This is a genomic window from Actinomadura macra NBRC 14102 (genome assembly GCF_001552215.1).
Taxonomy (GTDB): domain Bacteria; phylum Actinomycetota; class Actinomycetes; order Streptosporangiales; family Streptosporangiaceae; genus Spirillospora; species Spirillospora macra.
On record NZ_BCQT01000006.1, the window covers coordinates 242,099 to 255,151 of the forward strand.

12 protein-coding genes are annotated in these 13,053 nt (G+C 71.5%); 6 read left to right on the forward strand and 6 right to left on the reverse strand.

Going from position 1 to position 13,053, the window contains the following annotated elements:
• Positions 1 to 47 precede the first annotated feature (47 nt).
• Positions 48 to 2,147, reverse strand: a complete 2,100-nt coding sequence (locus tag AMA02S_RS10325) for an ATP-dependent DNA helicase UvrD2 (RefSeq protein WP_067455362.1) — start codon at positions 2,145 to 2,147, stop codon at positions 48 to 50.
• A gap of 121 nt (positions 2,148 to 2,268) precedes the next feature.
• Between AMA02S_RS10325 and AMA02S_RS10330 the strand changes: the two genes are divergently transcribed.
• The gene (locus AMA02S_RS10330; RefSeq protein WP_067455365.1) at positions 2,269 to 2,559 is read left to right on the forward strand and encodes a mycoredoxin; all 291 of its coding nucleotides are present in this window, start codon (positions 2,269 to 2,271) and stop codon (positions 2,557 to 2,559) included.
• A gap of 15 nt (positions 2,560 to 2,574) precedes the next feature.
• Here AMA02S_RS10330 and nudC read toward each other — a convergent pair whose 3' ends face one another.
• Together nudC and AMA02S_RS10340 are read right to left on the reverse strand one after the other, a co-directional pair.
• Positions 2,575 to 3,486 (reverse strand): NAD(+) diphosphatase, encoded by a 912-nt coding sequence (gene nudC / locus AMA02S_RS10335; RefSeq protein WP_084265078.1) that lies wholly within the window; start codon positions 3,484 to 3,486, stop codon positions 2,575 to 2,577.
• Between the two features lie 41 nt (positions 3,487 to 3,527).
• On the reverse strand, positions 3,528 to 4,913 hold the full coding sequence (locus AMA02S_RS10340; protein WP_245667439.1) for a dipeptidase: 1,386 nt from the start codon (positions 4,911 to 4,913) through the stop codon (positions 3,528 to 3,530).
• Between the two features lie 72 nt (positions 4,914 to 4,985).
• Between AMA02S_RS10340 and AMA02S_RS10345 the strand changes: the two genes are divergently transcribed.
• Positions 4,986 to 5,255, forward strand: a complete 270-nt coding sequence (locus AMA02S_RS10345; protein WP_084264960.1) for a DUF4031 domain-containing protein — start codon at positions 4,986 to 4,988, stop codon at positions 5,253 to 5,255.
• On the opposite strand, the gene AMA02S_RS10350 is transcribed toward AMA02S_RS10345, so the two are convergent.
• Positions 5,252 to 5,860, reverse strand: coding sequence for an HD domain-containing protein (locus tag AMA02S_RS10350; RefSeq protein WP_067455371.1), 609 nt, complete (start codon positions 5,858 to 5,860; stop codon positions 5,252 to 5,254). The genes AMA02S_RS10345 and AMA02S_RS10350 overlap by 4 nt on opposite strands.
• 135 nt (positions 5,861 to 5,995) lie before the next feature.
• On the opposite strand from AMA02S_RS10350, the gene AMA02S_RS41570 reads away from it, so the two are divergent.
• From AMA02S_RS41570 to AMA02S_RS10370, 4 genes are read left to right on the forward strand one after another with little or no spacing between them, the layout of a single operon-like run.
• Positions 5,996 to 7,135, forward strand: coding sequence for an ATP-grasp domain-containing protein (locus tag AMA02S_RS41570; RefSeq protein ID WP_067455374.1), 1,140 nt, complete (start codon positions 5,996 to 5,998; stop codon positions 7,133 to 7,135).
• Positions 7,132 to 8,703: an IucA/IucC family protein gene (locus AMA02S_RS10360; RefSeq protein ID WP_067456921.1), complete on the forward strand. Its 1,572-nt coding sequence runs from the start codon at positions 7,132 to 7,134 to the stop codon at positions 8,701 to 8,703. Before AMA02S_RS41570 ends, AMA02S_RS10360 begins: the two co-directional genes overlap by 4 nt.
• Positions 8,694 to 10,295: an IucA/IucC family protein gene (locus tag AMA02S_RS10365; protein ID WP_067455377.1), complete on the forward strand. Its 1,602-nt coding sequence runs from the start codon at positions 8,694 to 8,696 to the stop codon at positions 10,293 to 10,295. The genes AMA02S_RS10360 and AMA02S_RS10365 overlap by 10 nt, the downstream gene beginning before the upstream one ends.
• The gene (locus AMA02S_RS10370; protein ID WP_067455379.1) at positions 10,292 to 11,386 is read left to right on the forward strand and encodes a type III PLP-dependent enzyme; all 1,095 of its coding nucleotides are present in this window, start codon (positions 10,292 to 10,294) and stop codon (positions 11,384 to 11,386) included. Before AMA02S_RS10365 ends, AMA02S_RS10370 begins: the two co-directional genes overlap by 4 nt.
• A 426-nt stretch (positions 11,387 to 11,812) precedes the next feature.
• Here AMA02S_RS10370 and AMA02S_RS10375 read toward each other — a convergent pair whose 3' ends face one another.
• Both AMA02S_RS10375 and AMA02S_RS10380 read right to left on the reverse strand, forming a co-directional pair.
• Positions 11,813 to 12,121, reverse strand: coding sequence for a hypothetical protein (locus tag AMA02S_RS10375; protein ID WP_067455382.1), 309 nt, complete (start codon positions 12,119 to 12,121; stop codon positions 11,813 to 11,815).
• Positions 12,122 to 12,205: 84 nt separating this feature from the next.
• Complete coding sequence (locus AMA02S_RS10380) at positions 12,206 to 12,985, reverse strand: class I SAM-dependent methyltransferase (protein WP_067455385.1); 780 nt, start codon at positions 12,983 to 12,985, stop codon at positions 12,206 to 12,208.
• Positions 12,986 to 13,053: the final 68 nt, after the last annotated feature.

Sequence of the window (13,053 nt, forward strand, 5' to 3'; positions counted from 1 at the left end):
TATCGCCCCGTGTGAGCGGGGTCTCACCCCCCGGCGTCAGGGTGACGTCAGGCGCCGCAGAGGGTGAGGACGGTCTCGCCGTAACGGTCGAGCTTGACCTTGCTCACTCCGGGGATGCGGGCCAGTTCCTCCACGGACTCGGGGGCGTGCTCGGCGATCGCCTGGAGGGTCGCGTCGGTGAACACCACGTAAGTGGGGATCTTCTGCTCCGCCGCCGCCTCGGCGCGCCATTCGCGCAGCGCGATGAGCAGTTCCTCGTTCAGCTCGGACGGGCAGTCCTCGCAGCGGCCGAGCTTGCGCTCGACGGCGGCGGTGAGCGGGCGTCCGCACACCCGGCATGGCTGGGGGCCCTTGCCCGCGCGACGCTTCTTCCGGTCGACGGGGGCCGGGGTGTGGGTGGTGGTCTTGCCGGTGAGGCCGTCCAGGAACCGGGACGGGCGGCGGCGCCGTGCGCCGCCCGGCGAGCGTGACAGCGCCCACGACAACGTCACGTGGACGCGTGCGCGTGTGACGCCCACGTACAGCAGGCGGCGCTCCTCCTCGATCTGCGCGGGCGTCTCCGCGTAGATGATCGGCAGGGTGCCCTCGGCGAGACCGACGATGAACACCGCGTCCCATTCCAGGCCCTTGGCGGCGTGCAGCGACGCCAGCGTGACGCCCTCCAGCGGCGGCGCGTGCTGCGCGGCGGCGCGTTCCTCCAGTTCGGCGACGAACTCCGGCAGGCCCGCCTTCGGGTCGTCGGCCGCCATGTCCTCGGCGAGCTGGGCGAGCGCGGCAAGCGACTCCCAGCGCGCGCGGGCGGCGCCCGCGCCTTCGGGCGGCCGGTCGGAGAACCCCGCCCCGGACAGGACGTGCCGGACGGTCATTATCAGGCCGGTGCCGTCGGTCTCCGCGTCGGCGCCCGCGCGTGCCGAGCCGCGCAGCCGGACCACGGCCTCGCGCACCTCGGGACGCTCGAAGAATCGTTCCGCGCCGCGCAGCACATAGGGGACGCCCACCGCCGACAGGGCCGCCTCGTACGTCTCGGACTGGGCGTTGATCCGGTAGAGGATCGCGATCTCCCGCGCCGGGACGCCGTCGTCGATGAGCTTGCGGGCGCGCCGGGCCGCGTCGTCGGCTTCGGCGACCTCGTCGTCGTACTCGTTGAAGACGGGGTCGGGCCCGTCCGGACGCTGCGCCACCAGTTCGAGCGAATGGCCGCCCGGGGTCCGGTCTCCCGGCGACTGCGCCGCGCTTCGGCGCGCCGCGCCGATCACGCCGTTCGCGAGCCGCACGACCTGCGGTGTGGAGCGGTAGTCGCGGACGAGCCTCACCACCGTCGCGTCCGGGTGGTCGCGAGTGAAGTCGAGCAGGTGGGACGGGCTCGCGCCGGTGAAGGAGTAGATCGTCTGGTTGGGGTCACCGACGACGCACAGGTCGTCGCGGTCGCCGAGCCAGGTGTCGAGCAGCATCTTCTGCAGCGGGTTGACGTCCTGGAACTCGTCGACGACGAAGTACCGGTACTGCTCGCGGACCTGGTTCGCCACCTCCCGGTGCTCGGTGAGCACCGCCGCCGTCAGCTCCAGCATCCCCTCGAAGTCGAGGAGGTTGCGCTCGCGCCTGAGCTGCTCGTACATCGCGTAGACGCGGGCCACGTCGATGATGTCGACGGACGGTTTGCGCGCCGCCTTGGCGACCGCGGCGCCATAGTCCTCGGGACGGTTCTGGGTGACCTTCGACCACTCGATCTCGCCCGCGATGTCGCGCAGCTCGGTGCGCCCGTAGGACAGCCGGCAGGCGCGCGCCGCGTCCGCCACCAACCCGATCTTCGAGTCGATGATCTTCGGGGGCTGGCCGCCGACGACGCGCGGCCAGAAGTAGGTGAGCTGGCGCAGCGCCGCGGCGTGGAACGTCCGCGCCTGCACGCCGGGTGCCCCGAGTGCCCGCAGCCTGCTCCGCAGTTCCCCCGCCGCGCGCGTGGTGAACGTCACTGCCAGCACCCGCTGCGGCGTGACCACCCCGGTGAGGGTGGCGTAGGCGATGCGGTGGGTGATGGCCCGCGTCTTTCCCGTGCCCGCGCCTGCCAGCACGCACACCGGGCCCTGCACCGCCTCGGCGACCGCCCGCTGATCGGGGTCGAGTCCCGCGAGCACCGACTCTGCCAACATCCCCCCATCTTTGCAGCCGCGGGGACCGTCCCCGCGGGTAGGAATGAGAAGCGCGCACCCACTGTTCTCTGATAGGCGTATCGAACGGGTCCGACGAACGAACGAGGGAGACGACGCACCGATGGCGACGCCGACCACCGAACGGGCCAAGGGCCCTGCCGGGCAGCTCACCATGTACACGACGTCTTGGTGCGGCTTCTGCCGCAGGCTCAAGAGCCAGCTCGCCCGCGACGGCATCGAGATGGTCGAGGTCGACATCGAGCGCGATCCCGCCGCCGCCGACTACGTCATGAGCGTCAACGGCGGGAACCAGACGGTCCCGACGGTCACCATCGGCGACGCGGTCGTCCTGACGAACCCGAGCGCCAAGGAAGTGAAGCGGCACCTGGCGGCCCTGGCCGGCGAGGTGTGAGCGACGGCCCCGCTCTCAGAAGTGGGGCATGTTGGGCAGTTCACCGCCGTACCAGCGCATGATGAGCTGGGCGGCGATGGACAGCGGACCGGGCGCGACGAGGTCCCCTGCGTCGATGGCGGCGCGGAGCTCGTCGCGGGTGTACCAGGCGGCGTCCAGGATCTCCTCCGGGTCGGGGCGCAGCGGCGCGTCGCCGTCGGTGGTGGCGGTGAAGCCGAGCATCAGGCTCTGCGGTAGTGGCCATGGTTGGCTGCCCACGTAGCGGACGTCCCGGACGGGCAGCCCGACCTCCTCGTCCACCTCCCGCGCGACGGCCTGCTCCAGTGACTCGCCCGGCTCGACGAACCCGGCCAGGATCGAGCGGCGGTCGGCGGGCCACCGCGGGCCGCGGGCCAGCAGGATCCGGTCGGCCGCATCGGTCACCAGCATGATCACGGCGGGGTCGACGCGCGGGAAGTGCTGCGAGCCGTCCGCCGGGCAGACCCGGACGTGGCCGGCGGAGGCGACCTTGGTCTCGGTGCCGCAGCGCGGGCAGAACCGGTTGGCGCTGTGCCAGTGCTCCAGCGCGACGACGTGGGTGAGCAGACCGGAGTCTCGGTCGGCCAGCAGCGCGCCGACCTGCCGGAGCCCGGCGGGCTCGGCGCCCTCCACGGCGGGCAGTGCGGCCGCGACGCCGAAATAGGCGGCGCCGCCCTCGTCGACGCCGAGGAGCCAGCGGTCGCCGTCCGGCGCCTGCGCGGGCGGGACCAACACCAGCGCGGGAGCGGGCTCGTAGGTCACGAGCGCGCACCCGTCCTGGACGATCAGGACCCGTGTCCGGGGGTCCGCCCACGCGCCGGCGATCCAGCCGTCGTCGCGTCGGTTCAGCGCGACCCTGTCCAGGGTGCCGCGCGCCAGCGCCAGCCACTCCAGAGGGCCGTCGGTCACCGTCACCTGTCTCCTCCCACTCCCGGGTGTTCCGGCTGAGTTCAGCGCAGCGCGGTGGCGAGTTCTTCCCACAGGTAGGCGGCCGTCTCGGCGCCTTTGAGCAGCAGGGGGATCTCGACCTTCTCGTTCGGGGCGTGGATCCGGTCGCCGTTCAACCCGACCGCGACGAAGATCAGCGGCGCGTCCAGGATGTCGGCGAGGTCGGCCTCGGGTCCGCTGCCGCCCTCGCGGGTGAACAGGATCTCACCTCCGAAGGCCCGTTCCATGGCGCGACGCGCCGCGCGGACGCCGGCGGAGTCGATCGGCGAGAAGCACGGGCGGACGCCCCCGCCGGGGATGCGCACCTCGGCGACGACGCCGGCCGGGGTGTTGGCCGCGACCCAGGCGCGGAAGGAGTCCCGCACCCTGGCCGGGTCCTGCCCGGCGACGAGCCGGAACGAGATCTTGGCGTGCGCCTCGCGGGGGACGATCGTCTTGCCGCCGGGACCGGTGTGCCCGCCCCACATGCCGTTGATCTCGGCGGTCGGGCGCGCCCAGATCCGTTCGAGGGTGGTGTAGCCCGCCTCGCCGTACGGGGCGCGGCTGTCGCCCGCGGTGCGCAGCCACGCCTCCTCGTCGAACGGCAGCCGCGCGAACAGCTCACGCTCCTCGTCGGTGAGCGGGACGACGTCGTCGTAGAAGCCGGGGAGCGTGACCCGCCCGCCGGAGTCGTGCAGGGACGCCAGGAGCTCGGCCATGGCGTGCAGGGGGTTCGGGACGGCGCCGCCGAACGAACCGGAGTGCAGGTCGGACGACGGGCCGCGCAGGGTGAGCTCGACCTCGGTGAGGCCGCGCATCCCGGTGCACATCGACGGGACGTCGGCCGCCCACATCGTGGTGTCGCTGATCACGACGGCGTCGCAGTCGAGGCGAGCGCGGTGGGTACGCAGCAACTCGCCGAAGTGCACCGAGCCGGACTCCTCCTCGCCCTCGACCAGCAGCTTGATCGTGACGGGCGGGGCGGTCGCGCCGGACGCGGCGAGCGCGGCGCGGATGCCGAGCGTGTGGAAGAAGACCTGGCCCTTGTCGTCGGAGGCGCCGCGCCCGATGAGCCGGTCGCCCTTCTCCACGGGCTTGAAGGGGTCGGTCTCCCACTCCGACAGCGGCTCCACCGGCTGGACGTCGTGATGCCCGTAAATGACGACGGTGGGCGCGCCGGGGTCGGCCGCGGGCCATTCGGCGAAGACGGCGGGCAGCCCTTCGGTCTCCCAGGTCTCGACGGTCGGGAAGCCCTGCTCCCGCAGGTGGGCGGCGAGCCATTCGGCCGATCGCCGCACGTCGGCGACATACGCCGGGTCCCCCGAGATGGACGGGATCGCCAGCCATTCCTTGAGGTCGGCGATGAATCGGTCACGGCCGGCCTGGATGTACGCGACTACGTCGTTCACCTGCATGCCCCTTCGCATGTCGTACTGTCAGGCACTGTAAAGGATTTCGGTCACTGGTCCCCCGGAGAACTTTTGATCCTCATTGATCCACCTCTGTGGCCCGCACGCGGGCGGGTGTGGTCGCACATGGTGAGCGACGTCTCGTACGAGGAGCTGCATGCGTTCGCGGCGGTGCTGGGGATGCCGCCACGAGCGTTCGAACGCGACCACTACGACGTCCCGTCCGAGCTGTACGAGGCGGCTGTCGCGCAGGGCGCGGCGGCGGTGGGCTGTCAAGAGCTTGTCCTGCGGCTGACCCAGGCCGGTCTGCGGCGCCGCAAGGTCGTGCGCCTTTCACGTTAGGCGTTCAGGAGCATCAGTTCGGTTTGTATGTTACGCCGGGCGCGTTCCTCGTAGCGCTCATGTGCGGGCGGTGTGTGGAAGAGCGAGGGCAGCGCCAGGAGCCCGTTCAGTATCTCCGCACGTCCGGCCCGGTAGAACTGCTCGGGAACGAACGCGTATTCCTCCCGGACGGCGGCCGCGTAGGCGGCGTACCGGTCGGGGTCCGCGCCGAGGATCGCGAGGTCGGCGTCGCACAGGACCTGTCCGTCGCGGTCGTCCTCGCCGGGGGCGTGCGTGGCCGTCAGCCCGACGAGCCGGACGACCCGCTCGACGTCGCCGGGCGCGAGGTCGGTGTCGGCGAGCATGCGGGCGGCCAGGCGGGCGCTGCGTTCCTCGTTGTCGGCGCGCTCCGGTTCGTAGACGGCGTCGTGGAACCAGGCCGCGAGCCGGACGGCGTCGGGATCGGCGGCATGGTCGGCCAGCTCGTCCACAAGGTCCAGGACGGCGGTGAGGTGCTCACGGGTGTGGTAGCGGCGGTGCGGCTCGCCGTAGCGGGCGTCCAGATCGGTTCCGATGTGCCGGGTCTGCGGACCGGCCAGGGCGATCCACCGATCGACGAGGTCCATGAGGTCATCCTTGCGGATTAACGGACGGCATGGGACACGCGATGTTATCGATCTTGCACGCGTCGCCAGCGCCCGGCCACTAGGGTGAAACTTCCAGTTAGGCAAGCCTTACCTCACCCACTGAAAAGACCCACTGTGTCCGCCTCTGTCTACGTGGTCGCCGGAAAGGCGACCGACTCGGTGACGCACGGATTCCTGCCCGCCGCCGCACGCCTGGGTCTGGACGCGATCCTGCTCACCGACCGCCCGTCCGCCCACCGCCACGAGGGGACGGTCGCCGAGTGCGCTGTCTCCGACTTCCGGGAGGTCATCGCCCGTGTCGGCGGGACGCCCGGCGGGATCTTCTCCAACAGCGACTTCCTCCAGGCACCGACCGCGCTGGCCGCCGCGTACTTCGGGCTGCCGGGCAAGGACTGGCGCGCGGCGACCCGGACGAAGAACAAGGCGCTCATGCGCCGCCACCTCGCCCCGCTCGATCCGGTCTTCTCAGCGGACGCCTTCGCGGTCCCACCGGAGGCGCCGTTCCCGCTCGTCCTCAAACCGCGCGAGGGCGTGGCCAGCGAGGACGTGTTCCTCGTCCGCGACATGCGGGAACTTTCCGCCCGGCGCGAGGAGGTCGCGGCACGGCGGAGCGACCCGCTGGTGGCCGAGGAGTACCTGCCCGGGGAACTGCACACCCTCGAAACGCTCGGGGACGGCCGTGAACTGCGCGTGCTGGGCTCGTTCCGCACGCGGGTCTCGCCGCCGCCGTTCTTCGTGGAGGAGCGCCTCGAATGGGCACCGCCGCCCCCGGAGACGCCGCAGGTCCTGGCCCAACTGGAGGCGCTCGGCGTCGGCTTCGGGGCATGCCACACCGAGTTCGTCGTCCACGACGGCCGCGCCCGGATCATCGAGGTGAACTACCGGCTGATCGGCGACCACTGCGACTTCCTGCTCGCCGACCTGCTCGGCGTCCCGCTGTTCGAACGGATCCTCCGCGTCCACCTGGGCGAACCCCTGGACGCCGACGGACCGCGCCCGCGGCGGCACGCCGTGGCGGAGCCGATCATCGCCGACCGGCCCGGTCGGCTCACGGCCGCGCCGGAGGCCTTCGAGACCGACGACGGCGCGGTGCGGCTGGCCTACCGGCCGCAGCGCGGCGTCGGCGACGCCATCGCCATCACCCGCACCAACCGGGACTACCTCGGGACGGTCCGCGCGATCGGCCCCGACGCGGGTCAGGTGGAGACGGCGCTGGCCCGATTCCGCGAAGCCCACACGTGGACGATCGCGTGACGGACATCGAAGGCCCGCTGGCGGCCCGGGTCCTGAACGCTCTGCTGCGCGAGGACTACGCGGGGCTGCGCCGTCTCGTCGATCACCGGACACGGACCCTGAGGCTCCCGACGCGCGTGGTCCGTCTCGTCCAAGCGGAGCCGCCGTTCCTCTCTGACCTCGTCTTGGACGAGACCCAGCACCTCGACCTCCGCGACGTCTTCGCGCTGGTCGAGGCGTTGGCGGATCCGCGGGACGATGTGGCGGGTTTCAAGCAGGAATGCCGGGAAGCGCTCGCCGCGCTACGCCTGCATGAGGACGCGCGCCCCGCGGTGCACCGGCGTCTTGCGCGGATTCCGGGCGAGCTGCGTGCGGGTCCGGGGACGTTCTACGAGACCCTCGCGGCCCACACCGACCACCCCGTCCATCCGACCGGCCGGGGCCGGGCAGGTCTGAGCATGGCGGACCTCAGCCGGTACGCCCCGGAGTTCCACCCCGTCTTCCCGCTGCGTTGGGCGGCCGTCTCCGACGCGACCCTGATGGGAGACCGCCCGAAATGGTGGCCGGACCCTGCCGATGTGGGGCTGCCATCGGGCGCCGACCTCTTTCCCGTGCATCCTCTGGCAGTCTCCCGAGTACGGAAGGAAACCAGGGCGACGATCGCGCCGGAACGTTATCTACAGGTTGCCCCCACGCTCTCGATGCGCACCGTGGCCGCCGCTCCGCTGGACCACCTGAAGATGCCGCTGCCGACGAGCACGCTGGGGCTGCGCAACCGCCGCACGATCGTCCCGGGCACGCTGCCGGACGGGGCCTTGGTCGAACGGATCCTGCACCGCGTCCTGGAGCGAGAGGATCTCCCGATCCTTCTGGCGGACGAGCAGACCTACGGCCACGCGGACTCCCCTCTTCTCGGCTACCTCGTACGACGGTTTCCACCCGAGACGGCGCGCGCGCACATCGTTCCCATCGCGGCGTTACTCGCGGAGTCTCCTGAAGGCGGGCACGTGATCGAACGCTGGGACGTCACGTCCCTGTTCGACGCCTACCTGTCGGCCCTGCTCTCCTGGAACGTCACCCTGTTCCGCTACGGGATCGCCTTGGAGGCGCACCAACAGAACGTGGCGCTCGTCCTGGACGACGGCCCGCCGCGCATCCTCATCAAGGACAACGACGGCGCACTGATCGACCCGGACGTCCTGCACGATCGCCTGGGAATCGCACCGTCCACCGATCCGCGCGACCTGGTCGACCGGCGGATGGTGACGCGCGACCCCGAGGCGCTCGCCCGCGTCTTCATCACGATCACCCTGCACCTGTGCGCGGCGGCCCCGGCCGTCGGTCTGGCCAGACGGGGGCTGCTCCCCTGGCGCACCGGCCAGGCGATGATCCGCGACCGGCTCGACGCTGCCCTTGGACCCGGCGACGCGTTCCTGCGCTCCCGCACGCTGGACGCCGCATCGCTGCCGAGCAAGGCCATGGTCACCGCCGGAACCCTCGTCGACAAGGCGAGGACCGGCGCGGCCGACATCAACAAGCACTACGGCCCGCCGGGGCCGAACTATCTACGGGACGACACGTGCTGCTGACAGAACGGGCCCTGACGGCCGACGACGCCACCGCCACCGCGCTGCTCAACTGCCTGATCCGCGAGGTCTGCGCCCCCGAGCAGCAGGTATGGCCGGACGAAGGGCACGTCGTCCTGCGCCTCCCGCGCGCCGGCGTCGTTCTGCGCGCGGGCCTGGCACGCCCCCCGTCGGGACCGACCTACCGGCTGACCCCGCCCTATGAGGAACAGCGCGAGGACGAGTGGATGCCCGCCGCCTGGGACCGGCTGTCCGATCTGGTGGCCGGTGAGCTGGAGCTGGCCACCGGCCGTCCGAATCCGGAGTTCCTGACGCAGGTCGGTGACAGCCGCAGCGCGCTGGCCGCCATCCTCGCCGCCCGGGGAGCGCCCGACGACGGCAGGCACGGCGACCGGTTCATCGCGTCCGAGCAGGCGCTGGTGGCGGGCCACCGTTTTCACCCGTCTCCGAAGGCGCGCCAAGGCTCGCCCAGCGAGTGGCTCAAGTACGCGCCGGAGACCCGGTCCCGGTTCCGTCCGCATTGGCTGGCCGTCCCGACCGAGCTGGTGGCTGAAGAGGGGCATCCGGACGCGTTCTCGGATCTGGAGGCGTACGGCCCATCGGTTCCCCCTGGTCGCACACTGCTACCTGTCCATCCGTGGCAGTTCTCGTTGCTCTCGCATCGGCCCGTCCTACATCGCGCTCTCGCCGAGAACCTCATCACCGACCTGGGACCGTCCGACACCGAGGCACTGCCCACTTCCTCTGTACGCACGGTGTACTTGCCGGACGCGGACCTGTTCTGCAAGTTCAGCCTCGACGTGCGCATCACCAATTGCGTCCGCAAGAACGCCTGGTACGAACTCTCGGGGGCGGCCGTCCTCAACCGGCTCTTGGCGGACACGTTCGCGACGCTGGACGCCACGTTCCTCGCCGAACCCGCCTACCGCACACTCGCGCTGGCCGACCGCCAGTTGTACGAAGGTCTTGGCGTCATCCTCCGCCAGGGCGTCAAAGCCCTCCCGGGTACGCCGCTCCTGGCTGGGGCCTTGGCCGACCCCTACGGCACATTCCTCGCGGACCTGCCCGCCATGGCCACTCCGGAGGGCGCCCTTGCCTGGTGGGACGCCTACGTGGGGTGTGTCGCACCGCCCGTCCTCCACGCCTACCTGGACCACGGGGTCGTTCTGGAACCGCACCTCCAGAACGTCCTGATCTGCGTCGCCCCTGACGGCATGCCGGTCCATGCCGCCTTCCGCGACCTCGAAGGCACCAAGCTGACCGCCGGACGGTGGGACCTGGCGCACCTCCCGCCCCCCGTCGCCGACGCCCTCACCTATGCGCCCGACCAGGGCTGGAACCGCGTCGTCTACTGCCTCCTCATCAACCACCTGACCGAGATAGCCGCGGCGGTGGCCGACCTTCACCCCTCGCTCGGGCTCTGGCGGACGGCGCGCGAGCATTTCGCCGCCCTGGGCGCACACCCGCACGTCAGGGCGCTTCTGGCGGGCGTGCCGCTGCCGGCGAAGGCCAACCTGCGCACCCGGTGGGCCCGCGCCGCCGACCGTGCCGCCGCCTACGTCCCCGCCGCCAACCCCCTGGCGGTGCCCCGATGACCCCGGACCTCGCCCGCGACCTGACCTATCCGGCCTACGTCTACGATCTCGCCGGGTTGGCCGGCCACGCCGACGCGATCCGTGCCGCGCTGGGCGGCACCGAACTCTTCTATGCCGCCAAGGCGAACCCGGACACCGAGATCCTCCGCGCTCTGGCGCCCCACATCGACGGCGTCGAAGTCTCTTCAGGCGGCGAGCTGGCCCACGTCCGGAGGGCGCTCCCGGACGTCCCGCTCGCGTTCGGCGGCCCTGGCAAGACCGATGAGGAGCTGGCGCAGGCCCTCGCCCTCAACGTCGACCGGATCCACGTCGAGAGCCCGCGCGAGCTGGCGCGGCTGCAAATGCTGGGCCCGGCCGACGTCCTTCTCCGGGCCAACCTCCCCCTCACCGCGCCCGGCGCGGTGCTCACCATGAACGGCCCCTTCGGCATGGACGAGCACGACCTCGACGCCTGCGCCCGGAGCATCGCCGGGACACCGCACCTCACCCTGCGGGGAATTCACGCCCACCTGGCGTCCGGACTGGACGCCCCGGCACTCCTCGACATGGCCGGGCGGATCACCGCGTGGGCGCTTCCCTGGCTGAGAGCCCACGGCGTCACCGAACCCGAGATCAACCTCGGCGGCGGCATGGCCGTCGACTACACGGCCCCCGAGGAGCGCTTCGACTGGACGGCCTACGGCGGCGGGCTCACCCTGGCGAGGCCGCCCGACGCCACGCTCCGGATCGAGCCGGGCCGCGCCATCACCGCCTACCACGGCCGCTACGTCACCGACGTTCTGGACGTCAAGACCACACGCGGCGAAACGTATGTGATCCTCCGAGGTGGGACGCACCACCTGCGAACCCCCGCGGCCAAGGGCCACAGTCACCCCTTCGAGGTCCTCACCCCGAAGAGCGGACCCTTGTCGAAGGCGACCCTCGTGGGGCAGCTCTGCACGCCGAAGGACGTCTTCGCCCGCGACGTGCCCGTCCCGCCTCTCACGCCGGGCGACGTCATCGCCTTCACCATGGCGGGTGCCTACGCCTGGAACATCTCCCACCACGATTTCCTGATGCACCCCCACCCGACATTCCACTACGTGCGTTGACCATGGCGGGGGTGCCGTCCCAGCGCCATCTGGTGCGTCGCGAGCGTCCGGGCAGGTCGCCCCGGCCGGTGGCCCACAGAAGTGTGGGCCAGGGCTGCGCATCCGAGGGAACGCCCGGGAAAAGGCGGGCGAGCACGCGGGAGCACAGCGTTCCGGCCTTGGCGTCCCACGCGTCCGGCGCGTCCGGCGGCGCCTCCCGGAGGACGGCCAATGAGAGGTGAACGGCCCGGTCGAGGTCGTCCGCGGTGACAGCAGTACGAGACCTGGCAGGAACGTACCCGGCAGCCCAAATGACAGCGATCCCTTATTGCGGGCCCCGCACGGAGGAGGTGACGGCGCCCGCATCCGGGCCGCGGAGGATTCGGGCGCCGCCCCGCCTCGCCTCGCCGAGCAAACGGCCGCGGCCAGTCGGGCGGGTCACAAGGGTCAGGCGGCGCCGGCGCGCTGCTTGGCGGCCATGCAGATGCGGGCGAGGTCGTTGAGGGCCTCCGCGCGGCGCTCGTCCACCGTCCGCGCATCGTCCGGCCCGGCCTCCGCGAGCGTGTCGATGACCAGGGAGAACACCGGCCATTCGGCGGGACCGATGGCGCCCTGGAAGTCGACGCCGGCGGCGAGGTCGTCGAGGTCGAGGTTGCGGGCGAAGGTGGCGAGGGCGGCCTCGGCCGCCACTACGCCGATGCGCATCGCCAGCGCGGCAGGCTCGCGATCGAGGGAGCGCACATTGCTGGAACCCATGCCCGACAACCTAGAACATACGAGCGATCAACGTCGAACGTTTGCTCGAAATAATCGTCTGGAGAGTGCCTCGCCGCGCGGCCGTCACCCGGCCACGGCGTGCTGGAACAGCGCGGAGTGCGTGAAGTGCAACTCGCCGTCGATCTCGCTGGGCCGCATCCCGGTGGCGGGGCCGCCGGTGAGCTCGTCCTCCAGTTCCTTTCGGATCTGCGCCGCGATGTCGGCGGGCGTCTGCGCCAGGTCCAGCCACGGTTGCAACGGACGGGTGTAGTCGAACTCCTCGGACCTCTTCACCTCCGCGCCCGCCGCCGCGAGGAGGCCGGCGATCCGCGCGGCGGTGAGCGCGGTGCCGTGCGAGGGGTCGCGCAGGCGCTCGATGCGGTCGGGGTCGCCGTCGATCCCCTCCGGCCGGACGAGATCGGCGATGATCAGTGCCGCGCCCGGCCGGCTGACCCGGGCCATCTCCCGCACGACGGCCTCGGGGTCGGCGACCTGATGCAGCGAGAAGCGGGTGACGACCAGCGTGAACGAGCGGTCGAGGTAGGGCAGTGCGGTGGCGTCGCCGTGGGTGAAGGTGACGTTGGTGACGCCGTCCCGGTCCACCGCGCGCTTGCCCTCGGCGAGCATCGCCGGGGTGAGGTCGAGCGCCGTCACGTGCCGGACGCGGCGGGCGATGGCACGGGAGACGAGCGCGGTACCGGCGGCCACCTCCAGCACCACGTCCTCGGTGTCGAGTTCTGGGTCCATGAACCGGACGAGCCGGTCCAGATGGCGGGTGAAGGCGACGTTCAGCCGGGGATCGGCGAACCCTGCCGCCTGCTTGGAGAACTCCCGTACGACCTTCTCGTCATGCGTCACCGTCACGCCGCCTCCCTAGGTTTGCCCGGATCATCCCCGAAACAACGCACGGTGACCAGAGGCGAGCGCAACTC

Bases quoted from the DNA above. Each gene is read 5' to 3' on its own strand.
- AMA02S_RS10325 (WP_067455362.1), bottom strand. From the start codon at position 2,147: ATGTTGGCAGAGTCGGTGCTCGCGGGACTCGACCCCGATCAGCGGGCG.
- AMA02S_RS10330 (WP_067455365.1), top strand. From the start codon at position 2,269: ATGGCGACGCCGACCACCGAACGGGCCAAGGGCCCTGCCGGGCAGCTC.
- AMA02S_RS10350 (WP_067455371.1), bottom strand. From the start codon at position 5,860: ATGGACCTCGTCGATCGGTGGATCGCCCTGGCCGGTCCGCAGACCCGG.
- AMA02S_RS10370 (WP_067455379.1), top strand. From the start codon at position 10,292: ATGACCCCGGACCTCGCCCGCGACCTGACCTATCCGGCCTACGTCTAC.
- AMA02S_RS10375 (WP_067455382.1), bottom strand. From the start codon at position 12,121: ATGGGTTCCAGCAATGTGCGCTCCCTCGATCGCGAGCCTGCCGCGCTG.